This window comes from Okeania sp. SIO2C2 (assembly GCF_010692625.1).
GTDB classification, from domain to species: Bacteria; Cyanobacteriota; Cyanobacteriia; order Cyanobacteriales; family Microcoleaceae; genus Okeania; species Okeania hirsuta.
The window spans coordinates 22355-40840 of the sequence record NZ_JAAHGM010000036.1 but is presented as its reverse complement, the minus strand read 5'-3'; the positions used below and the strand labels follow the sequence as shown (position 1 = coordinate 40840).

General features: G+C 36.7%; 12 protein-coding genes and 2 pseudogenes. 9 read left to right on the top strand and 5 right to left on the bottom strand.

The genetic code is table 11. The features are described 5' to 3' along the window. The first annotated feature begins 164 nt into the window (after positions 1-164). Positions 165-1538 (top strand): pentapeptide repeat-containing protein, encoded by a 1374-nt coding sequence (locus tag F6K18_RS23945; RefSeq protein WP_287524796.1) that lies wholly within the window; start codon positions 165-167, stop codon positions 1536-1538. 510 nt (positions 1539-2048) lie between these two features. Here the strand turns inward: F6K18_RS23945 and F6K18_RS23940 are convergent. After that, positions 2049-3998, bottom strand: a complete 1950-nt coding sequence (locus F6K18_RS23940) for a lipoxygenase family protein (protein WP_287524794.1) — start codon at positions 3996-3998, stop codon at positions 2049-2051. A gap of 590 nt (positions 3999-4588) precedes the next feature. Here F6K18_RS23940 and F6K18_RS36815 point away from each other — a divergent pair. Beyond that, positions 4589-4825: a transposase family protein gene (locus F6K18_RS36815; protein ID WP_353735150.1), complete on the top strand. Its 237-nt coding sequence runs from the start codon at positions 4589-4591 to the stop codon at positions 4823-4825. Continuing rightward, positions 4804-5248: pseudogene (locus tag F6K18_RS23935) on the top strand (IS701 family transposase); the annotation flags it as partial. The gene F6K18_RS36815 and the pseudogene F6K18_RS23935, both read left to right, overlap by 22 nt. Before the next feature lie 37 nt (positions 5249-5285). Here F6K18_RS23935 and F6K18_RS23930 read toward each other — a convergent pair. Both F6K18_RS23930 and F6K18_RS23920 read right to left on the bottom strand, forming a co-directional pair. Further along, positions 5286-6178: pseudogene (locus F6K18_RS23930) on the bottom strand (reverse transcriptase N-terminal domain-containing protein); the annotation flags it as partial. Positions 6179-6932: 754 nt separating this feature from the next. Beyond that, a complete protein-coding gene (locus tag F6K18_RS23920) occupies positions 6933-7805 on the bottom strand; it encodes an S-methyl-5'-thioadenosine phosphorylase (RefSeq protein ID WP_287279031.1) in 873 nt (290 codons plus the stop codon). A 942-nt stretch (positions 7806-8747) separates the two neighbouring features. Here F6K18_RS23920 and F6K18_RS23915 point away from each other — a divergent pair. Further along, entirely contained in the window at positions 8748-8954 is a 207-nt protein-coding gene (locus tag F6K18_RS23915) for a hypothetical protein (RefSeq protein ID WP_287524792.1), read from the top strand. A gap of 556 nt (positions 8955-9510) precedes the next feature. Here F6K18_RS23915 and F6K18_RS23910 read toward each other — a convergent pair. Next, positions 9511-10779, bottom strand: coding sequence for a transposase (locus F6K18_RS23910; RefSeq protein ID WP_287524790.1), 1269 nt, complete (start codon positions 10777-10779; stop codon positions 9511-9513). Between the two features lie 144 nt (positions 10780-10923). Beyond that, entirely contained in the window at positions 10924-11784 is an 861-nt protein-coding gene (locus tag F6K18_RS23905) for a Tab2/Atab2 family RNA-binding protein (RefSeq protein WP_287524788.1), read from the bottom strand. Positions 11785-11877: 93 nt separating this feature from the next. On the opposite strand from F6K18_RS23905, the gene F6K18_RS23900 reads away from it, so the two are divergent. The 5 genes from F6K18_RS23900 to F6K18_RS23880 all read left to right on the top strand — a co-directional run bounded on the left by F6K18_RS23900 (position 11878) and on the right by F6K18_RS23880 (position 18459). Then, complete coding sequence (locus F6K18_RS23900) at positions 11878-13143, top strand: valine--pyruvate transaminase (protein ID WP_287524786.1); 1266 nt, start codon at positions 11878-11880, stop codon at positions 13141-13143. Positions 13144-14285: 1142 nt separating this feature from the next. Next, positions 14286-14765, top strand: a complete 480-nt coding sequence (locus F6K18_RS23895; RefSeq protein WP_287524784.1) for an NC domain-containing protein — start codon at positions 14286-14288, stop codon at positions 14763-14765. A gap of 362 nt (positions 14766-15127) precedes the next feature. Then, on the top strand, positions 15128-15829 hold the full coding sequence (locus F6K18_RS23890; protein ID WP_287524782.1) for a class I SAM-dependent methyltransferase: 702 nt from the start codon (positions 15128-15130) through the stop codon (positions 15827-15829). 547 nt (positions 15830-16376) lie between these two features. Then, the gene (locus F6K18_RS23885; protein WP_287524780.1) at positions 16377-16952 is read left to right on the top strand and encodes a hypothetical protein; all 576 of its coding nucleotides are present in this window, start codon (positions 16377-16379) and stop codon (positions 16950-16952) included. Positions 16953-17217: 265 nt separating this feature from the next. Further along, positions 17218-18459, top strand: a complete 1242-nt coding sequence (locus F6K18_RS23880; protein WP_287524778.1) for a glycoside hydrolase — start codon at positions 17218-17220, stop codon at positions 18457-18459. Positions 18460-18486: the final 27 nt, after the last annotated feature.

The window sequence follows — 18486 nt, the reverse complement described above, 5'->3', positions numbered from 1 at the left end:
AAGATTTCTGCTATTGAATTACCAATATAAGCACCTCTTCCAAAAAATATAAAATTAAAGCATAGTTCTCAGGGGACGAGGGTTTGAAGGATGAAAGTAGTCTTTTAGACTTTAGCTAAATTAGAAAAAAAGTAGTATAAAAATGAGAATAAGGAAAAAATACTATGAGTAAGCAACATTGGTTAGATATAAGTGAATATGTCTGCCTAGCAGGTTCAGTTTTAGGAACCATTGCTTCAGTTACTTCTGGACAGGCAATATACACAGCAGCACCTTTGACTTTGGCCTTATCTGCAAGTGTAGCTAATAGAAAGCGGCTAGATAAATTGCAACAACAAGAACAAACAGTGGCGCTTACAGATATTCAGAAAACCTTCTTAGAAGATTTGGATAGAATTGATAGTCAGACATCTAAGTTGCAAGAAAAACTGAATCTTCAAACTGAGGACCAAGAAAAGAAATTAGAAGTAATAACAGAACAGCTGAATCAAAAATTAGTAGCTGGAAGGGAAACCTTAGAGCAGCAAACTCAGCAACAAAGGCATAAATTACAAGAAGCTATAGAGTCAATACCAACTGAACTACAACAACTCATTCAACGTTTAGAACTATTAGAACGTCAGCAGAAAGAAATCATCAGTAAACGCTTACCTTGGGCAGTTTCAGCCATTGAGGAGTTACAAGATAGAGCTGCTGCTATAGCACCCTTAGAAAGTAAATTTGGTCATATTAGTAGAAATCTGCAAATTTTGAATAATCGTGTTGAGAGTCTGCCTCAACCAGAGTTTTTTGGTAAAATTGAAACAGCTATTACTTCAGTACAAAAGCGACTTGATTTGAATCCTGTCAATTTTCAAGGTGCAGTGCTAACAGATGCAGATTTCAGTGGTATTTATCTCAAGAATGCAAAACTAATAGATGCTAACCTCAGTGGTGTTAACTTGGGTGGTGCTTGTTTAAATAATGCCAATCTTACAGATGTTAACCTCAGCAACGCTAATTTAATAGGTGCAGATTTGGCAGTTGCTAATCTAGCCTATGCAAATTTGAATCATGCTGAACTTGGTCAAGTTGATTTGTCTGGTGCTAACCTCAGTGGAGTAGATTTATCCTCAGCTAACCTCAGTGGTGTTAATCTTTCGTCTGCGAATCTCACAGATGCAGATTTATCCTCAGCTAACCTCGTTGGTGCAAACCTAACTCACGCTAACCTCAGTGGAGTTATTCTCAGTGATGCAGATTTAAGTAATGCTAACCTAACTAATGCTAACTTGTCTCATGCAGGTTTAAATAATACTAATCTCAGTCATGCAAATCTTTGTGCTGCACAATTGTGGTGTGCTGATATAAGTGATGCTGACTTAACTGGTACATTCATAGATCAAAACACTAAATTAGACAAAGAAACTCAAGAGAAATTGCAAAGAGCAAGTCATAAAACAAAGAATCAAAATCTTCGTAGTTATGGCACAAAAGTAACTAATATTAATCATAATGGCGTTCATCTGATGAGTCCTAATTTTTTGGAAGGAAAATAAAATGATAGCATTGTTGTTCAACCTTCAATTATTGATACAAAGTGAGTCCTCCGATATCATATCAAATCCGGTAGCATCGGTGTAATTAGATAGTTAATCTAGGAGTCAGGAGTCAGGAGTCAGGAGTTAGGAGTCAGGAGGGAAGAGAATGCGCGAAACATTTGCTCTTGGATGAAGATGAAAATTTTTTTTATACCGAACCCGAGCGGATTTGATATCATCTCTCTTTGAATAACCACAATCAGAAATTTAGGGAGTAGGGAACAGGGATAATTAGTGATAAAAAACCTTCTCCCTTTAAATCTTTAAGCGTTGAAATTTTACTATTCCCTATTCCCTGTTAAGAGCTTCCTACTGACCAATGTTAAATTAATTTTGCACAGGTACTTATAATCTTTAGACATCTCCAATAATAAAACATAAAATCAATTATCCCACTCTTACTCATCAATTATTTCTCCCTACTCCCTGCTCCCTACTCCCTACTCCCTCTTTTGGAGGAGATGTCTTTTAGATATTAATACTCTGGGGAATTTGAGAAGGCAGCAAATACCTATACTGTGGGCGGTTCAAATTACGCTGCTCAATAGTAGCTTCAACCTGAGTCAAATTTGCCTGAAACTTTTCCAGTAGAGGTTTCACTTTGGAATCAGTAAAATGATTTTTTGGATACTCACCCAATTTCGTGTAATAGACAGACCCCAGTAAATATGTGAGATTCAGTTGTCCTTGTGCCTGCTCTAGAGGTGGCAGCAAATCTAAATAATCTTGCTCGCTTACTTCACCTTTGAGAATTGAACTAGGCAAATAACCAGCTAATGGAACCGCCGGAGCATAAGACATTATATCTTTCTGTGGAAAATTAACAGCAGCGTGTTGAGCACTAGCAGTAAAAATAATTAACGTTGCAGCATTAATCAAATACTCTAGTGTCCTAATACCTCCATCCTCACCAAAATCAGGTACACGAGCACCATCAAAAGCCATAACTTCACCTGCCCAAGCTTGTAGTCGCCGATCTGCCTGAACCTCTTCATCTCTAGAATAGTAAAGATTCAGATAATCTGAAACCCATTGATGAATAGCATCCCACAGTAACAGAGCATCATCCCGATAAGGATAAACAGGAAGTAAATTAGGATCGTCAACGCCGCGTTGCTCTAGTTGCTTCCGTAACATAGCTCCATTAAAACCATAACTCTGTAACCCTAACACCGCCAAAACACGAGCGTTATCAATAGTAGATGACAGTAAACTATCAACTCCACCCTTGGGAGCAATTAAAATTCCCTGAGCACCATCGTTAATTGCTAAAGTACCTTCAAAGTGAGGACGCAACAGCAGACTTAAGCAATGATTTTGGGGTAGTTGGCGATGGGTAGGTGGAATAAATGATCCCACAAATAAATGAGTTCTAGCTAAATGACTCACTGCTTCGTGAAAGTTAGCATCTACTATCTCTACAACGGTTTTGGCAAATAACCAAGCATACTTAGAAGAGTTGGGAGTAAAAATGGGGTTATCTGCTCCTGGGGTTTGACCACATTGAATAGCTACAGGACGTAATTTACGGTTTGGGTCTGAACCTTTTGGCACTGCGAATAAAGCTAGAGGAGCATAAATATACTTTTGGTATTTATTGGGATAAGTACCATTAAGAGCACCTTCCAAAATTTTATAGTCTGCTAGATAGAGTCGCCCTTCTTTTCCTGCTATTGCTAATGAATCATCTTTACCCATAACTTCCTGATATTGAGTCTCCGTCACCGGAAAACGTTCGTCAAGACTTGATACCTGCTCAATCATTAGGGGGTTATAACCTGCTACTCGCATATAAGCAAACACTTCATCTTCTTCAAAAGTATAAGCGATGCTTGGTATACCTCCTGTTTCTGGAAATAGCTCTTTATAGGAGAAGAGCTTTTGATAATCTTCAAGACTGGTTGCATGACCTTCTGGACTTCCTTCCTTTAATACTTTTACAGCTTCCTCCAAAATATCTTTAAGTACTGACAGACCATTTTCCCTGAGGATGGAAACAAACAGGTCATCTATTTCACGAAAATCGTCAGGTATTCCTTGACTCAACAATTGTTGAGTTAATAATAATTGTTGATTCAACAATAATTGGAAAAAAAATGGTATGATTTTATTATCCTCTCCAATTTTTATTGATTTTATTTGCTTATAGATTACTTCTAAGATATATTTAATTACATCGTCTCTTACCCCCTTATTTCCTTGGTTTCCTCGGTTTGTAATTACGATATTCACAAATAGAAGACGTATACTCTTTACCAATAATAAAAACCATTCTTTAGAAGGTTTTTCTCGTTCTGGTAATTCATTCACCATTGCCACAGGAGGAATGTGGTTATAGTTATATTGATATTCTTGTTTGGCTACTTCTAAATTATGATTTACTGATGAACTTGTGGTATCCGTCGGACAGTTAGTCATGTTTAATAAATGCCTTTTGGTAGAAATTAGGTATAGTTTATCAAAAAAGAAGTCAGGAGTTAGGAGTAAATAGGGCGGGACTTACGCAAATTGATCTTTGAAGTACCATCTGTAGGGGTAAATGCCATTCGCCCTTGCTATATGTAGAGTACCTGCGTAAGTCCTGTAGGAAATAAAAGTTCTATTTGCTATATTAGTATTTGAGGCTGACTATGGCATAAAAAACACTCTTCATTAACGCTATTGGTAGGGTTTGTTAGAGGTAGCGTAACGCACAAAACCCTACATCTATTGTCAGTGCTTCAATAATTAATAATTAATTAAGGCTATTCTAGAGTAGTTATGACAATTTAAGAATAAAAAAATTACATTTTCCTTAGTAATTTTCAAGTCAAGTATACTCAAACCCTTGCTAAATATTGACTAATCACAGATGTTAATGCTATTAAATATATTGAATAATAGCAACAAAAATGAAATTTTCATAATATGCCATCTAACTCCCTTCTGTTTTTGATCACTCAAATCATTAAATTTGAAAGCTTTAAAGCAACTAATTATCATTTGATTACTGAAAATGAATTTAAGAATTGAATGAGAAAATCAAGTCCAAACTACAACTTGTCCTCCCCCCTCAAAAGACTACAGATAAAATCCATCAATCTCATCCATATAGAGTCAGAGATATTCCCTTGAGTAGCTTTGATGTTTTTCTACTTGTTAATGGCCGTCAATTTAGATGTAAAAACTGTAAAAAAGTTTTGAGTGAGGAATTAAACTTTGTCAAATTTTGTAACTATATTCACGCGCATCAGTGTCACGACTAGAAGGAGAAAGAATTTTTGCCATCGTATCGGTATGCTAGTTCTGTGGAAGAAGCAACAGACATTGATTATTTTATGACCAACTTTGAACCGCCAAAAGTAACAGCAGAATGGGTAGTAAAGACTTATTCTGAGAGAAATTGGGTAGAAGTTTTTGAGCGAGAAGCGCTGATGATGGTTAGGGTTAAAAGAGTATCAAGTAAGAGATAAATGGAGCCTAGAACGCCATTTGATCTTGGTGTTTTGTGCTGATACTTTTATAATTTGGCATAAGTTAACAGGAGGATGACAAAGGCAATGAGCTAACAAACCTTTAAAGACTTTTACTGAAGCAATGGTACGCTTTTCGTACAGCGATGTATGCACCGTTTTTGAGGTTGGTTGACTGAAAACATGAACGTATTTGCCTGCCATCAAGAGGGTTGAGGCTATATTAAAGCTCTAAAAATTGTGTAAGTCCCACTAAGAAGTCAAATCCAGGTTTATTTCCTTCATATTCCTCTAAGGTATGGGCAATTCTGGTTTTTTGAGGTTTTAGTTCTAATCCTATCTGATTTAACCATTCTTGTGTCACGGCCTTTGCTTGTTTCACTACTTTGATATCAAATCCGTTTAATTGGACATAAAAAAAATCTTCAATCGCCATAACTACGTTTATCTTTGTAATTCTTTCTCCTCCTGAGGAAGTCCGACTGACTCCTGAGGACTCCTAACTTAACCATTCTATGGCTGTTTAACCGGATTTGATATTAAAGATGGCTTCTATGGCATCATGGGTTGACCTTCCTGGTCTAAAACCATAGCTGTTAGGTTCAAAGCGTGTCTCCCACTCTGGTTCCATACCTAACTTCACCAGTGCTTGTAACGTTCTGTCGTACATTGTTGGAATGCCTAAAGGACGTTTCTCTTCTCTTCCTGGTTTTGGTATCCAGACTCTGCGGGTTGGACTTGCTTTGAGATGGCGTGTTCTTAATACATCAACCAAATTAAGTCTTTGTATGGGTGTCAGGTTTTTGATTCCGTCTACCCCGGCAGTCTTCTTACCCTGGTTATCTTGTGTTACGCGCCTAACAGCTAGCAACCTTGCGTAGTATAGCAATGAGCGCTCAGGTATTTACAATGTCCAGCTCAAAGTGCACTCTAGAAAAGGTGTACAAAAAATAATGTGTAAATATGCCAGCGCACACTGCTATAACTTTTTGTCAGAAGTTTTTGGTATTTGCGCATCTTGCGGAGTTTGCCACGACTGGATGCTTTGTAAATCAATTTTTGCAATTTGAATACATACTTCTCTACTTGCTTCCAGTTTATGTCCTTCCACTTGAGTGTTGGGTGAATGGATGCTGGAGAGGGTATGTCCTATGTATCCCATACCACACTTGAGAATGGTTTAGGTGACCCTAATTTCTTCTTTAGTATTTTGGCTTTATTAATTACTAATCATTGCTTTACACTGCATTCAACAGTAGGTATGTCAGCTTGATAGCTTTTTACCCAATCCTACTCTCCTTAAGACCTACGACCATTTGCGTAGACTAACCTTGAATGGCTTCCTCAGTTAATCGACCTGTATACTTAGGTGTCTTTAAGGAGGTTTCCTCGTTCCCTTATGCCTTGATTGCGACTGATTTAGTGGGACTAAGTCTCCCGGAGGGTTCGATATGATTGTTGATATTAGCGGGAATAATGCCTATATCCTTGACCCTCTGACATTTGTCCTACATTCCAAAGGTAACTATGGAATGGTTAATCGTGACGAGAGTTTGATTGCCTTTGTGTTCGTCCACTTGTCAGTCTTTGCTAGCGGTGTCGTTCCTGGTAACTGGTATTGTCCCGCATTTAGACCAGCTTCAGGGATTGATGTTCAGTCTCTACCCTGTGGCCTATGCTGTCAGCCCAACAACAAGGCGGTAGGAATTTCACCTACAAGGTCATAAGAGTTTTTCAAGTCGTTAACGAAGTTATCCCGTAGGGAAAGCCATTCACTTGATGTATTGACTTAAAAGGCTTGCTAAAACTACATTACGGCGGTTTTGACTAGCCAACGAGTCGCACTTTCTCATTTATTCTGACTCCTGAGGACTGACTCCTGAGGACTGACTCCTCCCTATTAAGTATATTTCTGCAATAATAATCCCAACTTTTCTTTAGTTGTAGCAGGTACTTTATCCAAAGGAGTCAAAATAGCATTTTTCAACGCTGAATGAGAATCAGAAACAAACTGATTTTGACTCAATCTCCGGACAGTTTCCTGAATAACTTTTTGAGCATTCTCCCCATTCTTCTTTACATTATTAACCACCATTTCTATAGTTACGCTTTCATGTTCTTCATGCCAACAATCATAATCTGTAGACAGAGCTAAAGTTGCATAAGCTATTTCTGCTTCTCTTGCCAACTTTGCTTCTGGTAAATTTGTCATCCCAATAACTGTTGCGCCCCAACTACGATATAAATTTGATTCTGCTTTGGTAGAAAAAGCAGGTCCCTCCATACATAAATAAGTGCCACTACGATGCACATTTATATCCGATAAATTCAAACTTTCCGCAGCATCTGCCAGCATTTTTGCTAGTTGAGGACAAGTAGGATTTTCAAAAGTAATGTGCCCTGCTATTCCTTCACCGAAAAAAGTAGATATCCGACCTTTTGTCCGGTCAATGAACTGGTCTACTACTACTAAGTCTAGTGGTTTAACTTCTTCTTTGAGAGAACCAACTGCAGAAGCAGAGATTAAATATTCCACACCCAGACTTTTCATACCATAAATATTGGCACGAAATGGTAATTCAGATGGTAATAAAGCGTGATTACGATCATGTCTGGGGAGAAATGCTACTCTTGTTCCTTCCAAAGTACCAACAATAAAAGCATCAGAGGGAGACCCGAAGGGGGTATCTACCCGTATCTCCTCCACATCTGTGAGTGCCTCCATTTTGTACAAACCACTGCCGCCAATAATTCCTATTTTTACTTTGGTCATCCTGAGATTAGCTAATATGTTTAATTTCTCAGGTATTCTACCGAATTTCTGGTGAAATAATTTTGGATTGTATCCGTTTAAATACTGATGGAAGAAAGTAACCGATAATGCGGTTTACGGGGACTCTCACCCCACCAACGGCATTAATACCGCAGGTGATAGTGGGGTGAGTTATTAAACCCATTACAGACTAAAGATAAATAACTAGCAATAGGCTACTATAGAGAACAGGGCACAGAGTCAAGTAAGTGTTTATGACTAATACATAAGCATTAGACATACTATATATCTAAGTATTTTTAATCACCGAATGTATAAAAAAAAATTACTTTTTTCAAAATCTTCAATATTTATGCTTACTCCCTTTCCCCTAACAGAAGTTAGAGAATTATTTCAAATTTAACCAACTTCAGACACCGGAACAGATTCAAAACATAGTTCAGCACATTTGTGCTTTAGTTTAGTAGTTTTAAAGGATAAGAGAATAATTAGCGAGCGCATAACCGAAATACCCGATTTGGTAAAGGTTTAATAATCTTGGGGACTGAGTTACATTTTTGTAGTATTTAAATTACATTATAGGTAATCTTCTGGCAGGAAGGGATTCATTAATGGATAATTACCTCTCTCTTTTAGGGAGAGGATTAACTAAAAGGAAAAAATTTATTTTTTTCCCCTTGAAAGGGGAGGCTAACAAAGCTGAATTATTTAATTATTTAATTATTAATTATTCGGTAATCTTAACCAAATTTTCATAAAACAAACTATACTTTAATCGTATTGTAGGAAAATAAGAATTTATCAATTTTGTCTCGTGCCCTTTTTTAATACTCCTACCTAATTATCCTACCCAGATATTTTTTCAATTTTCTGTTCTGCAGGTAGCCAGTATTTTAGGAATATTTCTCTTTATATTGGACAATGATCTGATTTTTTAGAAAAATGAACAAATCTCAAGCTAAAGCTAGAACAACTTCCCTAGAATTAGTTGTCAGTAATATTTTTGTCGCTCGTAAAATTTCGGCTAGCGATCGCCAGTTTTTAAGAATGGCGTTATTTTCACCTCGTTCTTTAAGTACCACAGAACAAAAACAGATTAAACAGGTTTATGAAGAATTAATGGCTGGACGAATTAGTATTGTCAAATAGTGGGATTTAGTGAACTTTTGAAAATATCTCTGAATTATGACTTTTGAATATTACTTCAGAGTCTAGAGTCAATTAATGATAATTTTTTTCTAATCCCTCATCATCTATCCATAAAATCTACCTGATTTATACTCAGGAGTTCAGACATTAAGTTTTGGTACAAATCTGGGCTGTAGTAGTTATATCATATTCACCTGAATACTTATAAATTAAGTGAGCAAGAATCGGGAGGAATAGAGATATTTGCCGTTGAAGTGAGAGGGTCGGTTTTTTTCAAGTGCGCTATTAAATGGACATGATATTACTTAATTTTTCCTAAAATTAGTTTTAATAGACTTGCCTACGGTTACAACCTATACAGATAAAAAATTGGAAAACCTTTAATTGTATTTCCTACCTTGGTCGTGGGTTATAGCAGTCACCATTACTATATTTGAAATATCAAAAGCTTAAAACTCTGACAACACAAGATTTTTCGTTCTTACTTCTTCATTCTTGCTTCTGGTATAAATTAATTGTTTTCTACTTTGACATACTCCCGGCATCAAATCAAAGATTATGATGCGGGATTCTCATCATTGATGATTCTACGCTCACAGAGATGACTTAGATTAGCAATATTACTATCGTCAAACCAGTGGTCAGACTCTCCCGTAGCTTTTGGGTTTCCCCCAGATTCCGAGTGCCCCTCGGTACTGTTTACTATTGCCCCCAACATTTCTAATCCTTTTGCCAAAATGTTCTTTGCTGCGTTATGGTCACGGCCTGCTATATAACCACAATGCGGACATTTGTGGGTTCTAACTGATAATGATTTCTTAACTGTCTGCCCACAATTTGAACAATTTTGGCTAGTGAAATGTGGAGGTACTGCTATGCAAGCAATTCCATGGAACTTAGCATAATATTCAAGCCATTCTATGAACTGATACCAACTTGCATCGGATATTGACTTAGCTAAATGGTGATTCTTAACTAGGTTAGCAATCTTTAAATCTTCGTAGACTACCAAATCGTGAGACTGGATTAACGCCCTTGCAGTCTTTACCGCGTGGTCTTTACGTTGTCTACTAATTTTCAAATGCTGCCTAGCTAATTGTTTTCTTGCCTTGTGATAGTTATTTGACTGGGGTTTACCTTTGTGATGACGACGTGATACTCTACGTTGTAGTTTCTTTAACCGTTTTTCTGACTTCCTCAAATACTTAGGATTTTCTACAGCATTCCCATCACTATCAGTATAAAAAGCATTTAAACCTAAATCAATTCCTACTACATTACCCTCAAATTTATGACCTTCTTTTCTCTCTACATTTACTAAAATTTGACAATAATAACCATCTGCACGTCTAACAACCCTTACACGATTTATTTGCTGTTCTGAATACCAAACTAAATCACGGCTAGTCCATAGTTCAAATTCGCCTGCTTTAAAACCATCTTTAAACTCAATTTTCTTTCTATCTGGGGATAGCTTATAACCAGTTGTTTTATATTCTACTGAACGAGTGAACTTCTTGAATTTTGGATAGCCTTTTGTACCTGGCTTATTCAATCTACAATTTTTGTAAAATCGTTGTATTGATTGCCATGTCCTGTCGGCTGATGCTTGTCTTGCTTGAGAGTTTAACTTTTTCACCCAAGGAAAATTACTATCTTTTGCTAGTAGAGAACAAAGCTTCTGCAAGTCATTGCGTTTGACATCTTTATTATCCATCCAATAACGCAAACAACTGTTTCTGATAAATTGACCTGTGAGAATCATTTCATCTAAAACTTTGTACTGATTTTGACTGCCTTTTAATTTGGCCTCAATTGCTAGCAAAGCTGTTTAATTCCTTGACTACATTTATTATTATAACTAAATTTACCCGAAAAGTATGCTGGATAAACTATTAATCTTTGTATATAATTATAACATCGAATCATAATTATATACTCACCATTCATCCAGGCGCTAAATCATAGATTATAGCGCTGTCCTTCTGGTGATTACAGGTAAAAGCCAAAATCCACTATAAGTCATGCCAGAATCATCTGGTTGTACTAACAGAAAATGTAACCCCTGACTATGTTGTTTTCTCTCTTCATAAACTTGAGCTGCTAGTGACACTTCCTGGTCTGAAAAAGTAGCAACTACCCACCGATCTACTAATCCTGCCTCTAAAATTAACCCATCAGGATCCCCAGAAATATAGTTTAAAAAGTATGGTTGCGCTGCTTCTAACCATTTAGCTAATCTCATAGACTGACGACCTCCGTCTATAACAACCCCTGGTATAGGAAGTGTTGAAGACAATCCTAAATTTAAGGGTAAAAGAAATTCGGGTACTGCCACAATAGGAATTGGGCGCTCAATAATATCTTTAATATTACCCGCAGGTAATGTGGCAAATCTCCAGCGATCGCCCCAAAGATTTTCAGCTAATGGCACGGGTGGAGGAGAATCTAATTTTAAGGGATCGTAAAATTCTCTAGTATATGTTTCCATTCCCTGATATTCTTGCACCCTCTCCAGCAACCATTGTTTTAAAGCAGTAGTACGTCTAGTCGCTTCCACTTTTACCCCCAACATTTGAGCTGCGGTTTCAATTAAATCCAAAGATTGAGGTCGAAATACTTGAATTGTACCTGGTAAATCCTGGCCTTGACCCACTTTTTGTAGTTGTTCTACTACCCAATGGGCATTAACTTCTGACTGGGGACAAATAGCCGTAAATTCTAGGCTACGAGTGGGAGTACAAATTAATAATTCCCATAACTGTTGGCCTTGCTTATCCTTAAGTGGACGGCGATAATAATCTGCTTGCCAAATAGTTCTATTTTTCATTTATTTTTGGAGTAAAGAAGGAAAATTGCCTGGTTGAATTACTCTTGGCTACAATTAAAAAATTGTCAATCTATTTATATTTGATTAGATGCTATGGTTAATCCTGCCCTGAGTGAATTTGGTGCAACTATGTCCCGCCTCACAGGTGTGCGGGCAATTATGGCAGATATTATTGCTACCCTACGAGCAGGCCAGGGTCAGGAGTTTCTCAACTTTAGTTCAGGAAATCCCCTGGTTTTGCCAGAAGTAGAAAAGTTGTGGCGGAATATTACCACAATTTTATTGGCAAGTCAAGAATATGGGGAAGTTGTGGGGCGTTACGGTTCATCTCAGGGTTATCAACCGTTTATTGATGCAGTTATTAATGATTTTAACCGTCGCTATGGACTTAATTTAAGCGATCGCAATATTTTAATTACCCCAGGTTCTCAGTCTATATATTTCTATGCTGCTAATGCTTTTGGTGGATATACTAGCAGTCAAACTCTGAAAAAAATTGTTTTGCCTCTCAGTCCAGATTATACGGGTTATGGCGGAGTGAGTTTAGTGCCAGAAGCGGTAGTTGCTTATAAACCGACTCTGGAAATAGATACTGAATCTCATCGCTTCAAATATTGTCCAGACTTTAGTCAGTTGGTCATTGATGAAAATACTGGTTGTGTCATTTTCTCACGCCCCTGTAATCCTACTGGTAATGTGATTGGTGCTGATGAGGTCAAGAAAATTGCAGATCGGGCCGCTGTTTATGATGTGCCAGTATTTGTGGATGCTGCTTATGCTCCTCCATATCCAGGATTAAATTTTGTGGAGATGGAGCCAATATTTGGGGACAATATCTGTCATTGTATGAGTTTATCGAAGGCTGGACTTCCTGGAGAAAGAATCGGCATTGCTATTGGGGATGAACGAATAATTGAGGTTTTACAAGCCTTCCAGACTAATATGTGTATTCATTCTCCTCGTTATGGACAAGCGATCGCTACTGATGCAATTAATTCTGGCGCTCTGGCAGAAATTTCTACTGAAGTGATTCGGCCTTTTTACAAAAATAAATTTTCAATTTTAGAATCAACTTTATCAAAAGCTTTACCAAAAAATTTGCCCTGGTTTCTCCATCGTTTTGAGGGAGCAATTTTTGCTTGGTTATGGTTGAAAGATTTACCGATGACTGACTGGGAGCTTTATCAAAAGTTGAAGGAGGTGGGGGTTATTGTTGTGCCTGGCAGTTCTTTTTTCCCTGGTTTACGAGAAGAATGGGTTCATAAACAAGAATGTATTCGGATTAGCTTAACAGCTTCTGATGAGGATATTCAAGAGGGAATGGAGCGTTTAGCTAAGATGGTGATTTCTATTTTTTAAAGCACGTCTACTAACCTTATTTAATATAGCTATTATCCAAGTTAGAGTTAACAATAATTTTGCAGTTGGAGAGATTATTTATAGTAGTCTGACTATTGTTGATAAGATTTACTTGGAAGTTTCTATCATGTAAGCATTCAGCTATCAGCTATTAGCTATTAATTCATTGCCTTTAGATCGTTGATTAATTGATAATTGATCATGGGTAATTGATAATTACCTCGGGTTTTAACCGTTACCGAATTGAATATAAGGAAATATCCTAGCACTTTTTTTTCCCTTAAAAGGAGAGGGTTCAAGGCGCGAATTATTTAATTATTAAGTAAGCATTCAGCGGTCAGCTATCAGCTATGAGTTATTCACTGATTATCTTGGAAGGAGGAATTAGTATTTAAGGAGTGAAATATGTTTGTGCAGCATTCCGTAGGAAATGAAATAGTCCTTTCAACTAACCTTGGTAATTACTTGATTATTTATTTCATTTCAAAAGCTGATAACTGAATGCTAATAGTTGAATGCTTAATTATTTTACTTGATTCTTTCTTTCAAAAGCTCAGGACTTACCCATAACCACCACATATAACAAACGGCCGTTCTCCCCTACAGATGGTGTATAATTTCTATTTTGCGTAAGTCCTGAAGCTGATAGCTAAATGCTTACATTATTAATTATTAATTATTAATTATTCAGTAATTAGTATTGAGAGATTTAAAGAGAATTAAAAGTATTAAAAAAAACTGCTCTCGAACGCGATAAGTCTATATTCATTCTATTTCCTAGTCCCTAAAATTATCAATATATGTACTTTCTCAAGTAGGAAACTTTTGTATAAGTTTGTTAAACACATTAAGCAAGTTGTCATAGTATAAACTTAAAAAAATACATACAGCAGTTTCCGAAGCTATGAGGTAGAGTTGTTTTGATTCTTTTGTGTTCCCTGTTCCCTATTCCTTGTTCCCTCTTAAGCAAGTTGTCATAGTATAAACTTAAAAAAATACATACAGCAATTTCCGAAGCTATGAGGTAGAGTTGTTTTGATTCTTTTGTGTTTCCTGTTCCCTATTTCCTGTTCCCTCAAACCTAAAATTTTGTACCTCATAAAAATGGTAAAAGCTGTATAAATAAAAGGAGTATAAAATATATGAATTCCTCAATTTATAGTATTGCAATTGAATCCACTGCTGGAATTGCTAGACATTATTTTATTTCGTCTGACGGAACATTTGAAAATTCAATTGGATGGGGTCCTCTAGGAATTGAATATCAAGGAAAAGAGGCAGAATTAACAGTTGAACAAGAACAACGAGCTTGTGAATATTTACACAAATTTGGCAAGTACAATATTCATACTAATAATTGTGAAATGTTTGCTTGGTATGTGATTACTGGAAGACATTATTCTAGGCAAACTCAAGAAAAAATTCATACTGCAATTGGAGCTAAAATTGTTTCTCTTGTACAACCTGTTTTGACACCTCGAGAAATAGTTAATTATCAGTATGAAAAAGCAATAGTTCGTAAATTTAATGAAGACCTAGAAAAAGTAAAACTTACTCGGTTAAAATCAGAGCAAGCAATGCGTGATGATTTTTGGCAAAAAAGAGATGCCAAGGAAAATTAGATTTGAGAGTAAATTAAGTTCCTTACCGAATAATGAAGGTTTAAAGCCTCTCCTTCTGCTTTAAAGGAGAAAAAAGTGGTCGTTAGCGTAGCTTCCCGTAGGGTGGGATGGCGCCATTCGGAGCGGGTCTGCAAGAAAGGGTCTCGGAGCCATATCCAATCGACCAAGAGAAGAAAAATTTTTCCCTTTTGCGTCAATCCTCTTCTTTTCAAAGAGAGATAATAATTAATAATTAATAATTAATTTTTGAAGCATCCTAATTGTTCTTTCAGGATTTAATTTTTGAAGTTCACAGATTATTCTCCTGTAGAATCTGCTAAAAATATAAAGATACTACATATTAAAAAAAAGCCACTGTAACAATGATAACTGTCAAAGAAGCAAGAGAACAAGCATTATCTTTTCTTAGTCAACAAGGACTTGAAAGAGAATTTATTGAAAATGCTTCAGTCAAACTTGATGATGCAGAAAAATTGATTAATATCAGCCGTCAAAAAAATCCTCAAAAGGTATTAGAAATTGGCACATTTGTCGGAGTTTCCACTGCTATATTAGGATTGTGTCTGCCAGAGTCCGAAATTGTTTGTGTCGATGCCGATCTTCCTGTAGAACTTCTCAATCTTCTTTGCGTTAAACAATTTGAAATTAAAAATAAACAAACTCATTTATATTTTGTTGAAAAAGTCCTTAAACACTTTGATATTTTGACAAGATTTACCTTAAAACGAGGTTTTTTTTCTTGCGGTTTTCCCAACCAAGAAGATTTAGATAAAGTTGTAAATTATGGGATTAACCTTGAAGACAGAGAAATTATTGGTCGAGAAGTATGTGAAGAATATGGAAAATTCGATCTAGCATTTCTGGATGCAGATCATAGAACGGAGGCGGTCAAACAAGACCTAACACTACTTTCTAGTTATATTAAACCAGAAGGAACAATAATTCTTCATGATGTTGGTTTAGATTATTGGGGACAACAAGTACGACAAGGTGTGGAATTGTTCTTAAAAGAACATCCTCAAAAAAAATTTAATGTTGAAGGTGAAATTGGCTTTATCTCTTAACGTTTTGTCAGCAACGAATGATTCTTAAAACTTACAGCAGTTTTGGAGTTGATGAGGTACAAAATTTTAAGACTTTAGGTAGGGAGTAGGGAAAAAAATATTCATCTTAAAACTGTACTTCACGCTTCCTAAAAAGTGCTGTAAAATTGGGTCAAAAATTCCAGATACCGAGTATCAAGCATTGTTTTAGTCAGATACTCGGTTAATTTTTTATATCTTAATCTTTATCAATATCAAATTTTAGAAGCTACATATAGCAAAGAACGAGTTGGTATTTGACTGATGCTAATGTTTTTCCTAATATTCCCTATTCCCTTATTACAACTTTCAATAAATCATTTTTATTTGTAACTCAAATAAAGTCATAATCAGAAATGGTCAATCTTAGTCATCGATACAAACCGAAAATTCCCTTGTTCAAAGTGAAGTTCTAAAGAAAATGAAAACTTTCCCGATCAAAGCAAAGTTCTCAAGAATAAGCTATAAGTAATAATACAATGAGGGGTATAGCCCCTCGATGCGATGACAAATTTATCAAGGATGTCCAATGCTAAAGACTTTTCCCATTGATACAACGCGAAATATCAATCCTTTCAGCAATAACTTCAGAGTCAACAATTTCAACAGATATACCGTAGCCATTCCTGACGATGAAATGACTGAATCAGAATTCTTACAACTCTCAACAATGCCTAGTTGTATTAGCCTTGACCTAGAAAATTTAAAATCCTTTGAAGTAGTAGACCATCAGTTTAAAAATTGGGGCCTAACTTTCTCTAATGCAATTGCGATTGAACCATCAAACCCTGCTTTTGCAGTGCCTCCAGGCGTCAAAGTCTTAATGGGAGCGCCAAAAAGTGGCCTAATAGAAATTCACTTTAAATCTCCAGTCAAGTTTGTCAGTGGAGTAGTCACCAGTTCTCGCCGAACAGTCTTATCAGCTTATAATCAAAATGAAAAACTTCTGGCCAAAGACGAAACCTCCGCCTCAAACTTACTTAACTCTAATTCACATATTTCCCCAAATGCTCAATTAACTGTGAATGCCCAGAACATTCACAAAGTTAGTTTCTACGCTTTTGAGGGTCAACTAATAGTTGTTGATTTGAAGTTTGGCTTCTGAAACTTCCCAAAAGTTCCATCGAGCTTCAAGATTTGATACCAATTTGAAAAAAGAATGTTACAAATAGTTTCAAACTTTAGATGTAGAATAATTTGCTGAAATTACTGAAAAATAAAAGTTTTGAGCTATAAAATCATAATGCATAACTTTTGGCTTTTGACTTTTGAATTCCGTGAAACGGTATGAGAACTTGTCCTAACTTTTCTTAATAGTGTTATAAGTAATAAATCCACTAATGGTTTAGTACCAGGAAGAGTGTCAGAAAGTGTCAAATCCCAATCCTCTGTCCATATTTGTCCCCTGGTTACATTTTCACCAACCTCCGATTTGGAATAATGGTCAACTACAGGGCAACTTAGAAAAAATGCTTGGCAGTGAAGAAAACTCTGAAGAGCATTGGAATGCTCAATGGTTTGCTCAAGCATACAAAAATCCTGCCCGTTATGCGAAACAACTCACACAAGAAGGTCATCAACCCCGGATGATGGTAGATTACTCTGGAGTATTGCTTGAAGAAATGGCCAAACTTTCTACCAATGGCATTTTTTCTCATCTTCACGTTGATAATGAACCAGTAGGAGATGTGATTAGTCTCTGGCGAGAAGTTCTCACAGAATATTCAGACACAATAGAATTTACTGGTAGTGCATATAGTCATTGCTATTTTCCGGCCACTCCCGAACGAGACCACGAAGCTCAAATTATGGAATGGCGACGAGTCTTTGCCGATTTATTTGGGACAGAGGCACTATCGCGGATAAGAGGGTTTTGGTTGCCGGAGATGGGTATGACAGGAGACTCTGCTGAAGCATTGAGATTTATACGTCTATTGAAGAAGTGCGGTTATGAATGGATTATTTTACCTAATGCAGCGTTGGAACATCCTGAAGGTTGGAGTACGCCAGAGTTAGAAAATCGAGTGCATTGGTTGGTGGTAGAGTCAGATGGTGAGTCGGAACGTATTCTCTGTGTGGTTAGGGATACGGATATGGGTATTCGACAGCAAAGTGGTCAAAATGCTGATGGTTGTATTAGTGATGTACGATATCGTGGGCAAGAAGTGGGAATGAAACCGCCTGCTTTGGTAGTGCCAACTTCTGATGGGGAAAATGGTAATGTGATGATGTTTGAATATTTTAAGAACTCTTTTGCTCCTCTGTTTCGGGAGAGCGATCGCTGGTCTGATGTAGGTTTTCTGACTGTAAGTCAATATATCGATACATATTTATCAGAGGGTTCAGCGACAGAGGTAAGACTTAAGTCAACCGGGGGTTCGTGGATCGGCGGTCATCAGCAATGGCAAGAGGGAGACTTAAGACAACAGGTATTGGCAGCAGTTGAAAAGTTGAGTCAATATTATGCCAAGGTTGTAGAGTCTGGTAAGGGGTCTGCTGAAAAAACTAGAGCGTTATTGTTATGTGAAACCAGTTGTTTTGTTTATTGGGGTTCTGATTTTTGGGCAGAGCAGGCAAAGTTATTTATTGAGTGGGCAAGAGCAATGTTATAGAACCTGTTTGAGATATTTTTAATTTAA

What these genes read in the sequence shown, in the direction of transcription:
- F6K18_RS23945 (WP_287524796.1), top strand. Translation starts at nt 165, where the DNA reads ATGAGTAAGCAACATTGGTTAGATATAAGTGAATATGTCTGCCTAGCA.
- F6K18_RS23940 (WP_287524794.1), bottom strand. Translation starts at nt 3,998, where the DNA reads ATGACTAACTGTCCGACGGATACCACAAGTTCATCAGTAAATCATAAT.
- F6K18_RS23920 (WP_287279031.1), bottom strand. Translation starts at nt 7,805, where the DNA reads ATGACCAAAGTAAAAATAGGAATTATTGGCGGCAGTGGTTTGTACAAA.
- F6K18_RS23915 (WP_287524792.1), top strand. Translation starts at nt 8,748, where the DNA reads ATGAACAAATCTCAAGCTAAAGCTAGAACAACTTCCCTAGAATTAGTT.
- F6K18_RS23905 (WP_287524788.1), bottom strand. Translation starts at nt 11,784, where the DNA reads ATGAAAAATAGAACTATTTGGCAAGCAGATTATTATCGCCGTCCACTT.
- F6K18_RS23900 (WP_287524786.1), top strand. Translation starts at nt 11,878, where the DNA reads ATGGTTAATCCTGCCCTGAGTGAATTTGGTGCAACTATGTCCCGCCTC.
- F6K18_RS23895 (WP_287524784.1), top strand. Translation starts at nt 14,286, where the DNA reads ATGAATTCCTCAATTTATAGTATTGCAATTGAATCCACTGCTGGAATT.
- F6K18_RS23890 (WP_287524782.1), top strand. Translation starts at nt 15,128, where the DNA reads ATGATAACTGTCAAAGAAGCAAGAGAACAAGCATTATCTTTTCTTAGT.
- F6K18_RS23885 (WP_287524780.1), top strand. Translation starts at nt 16,377, where the DNA reads ATGCTAAAGACTTTTCCCATTGATACAACGCGAAATATCAATCCTTTC.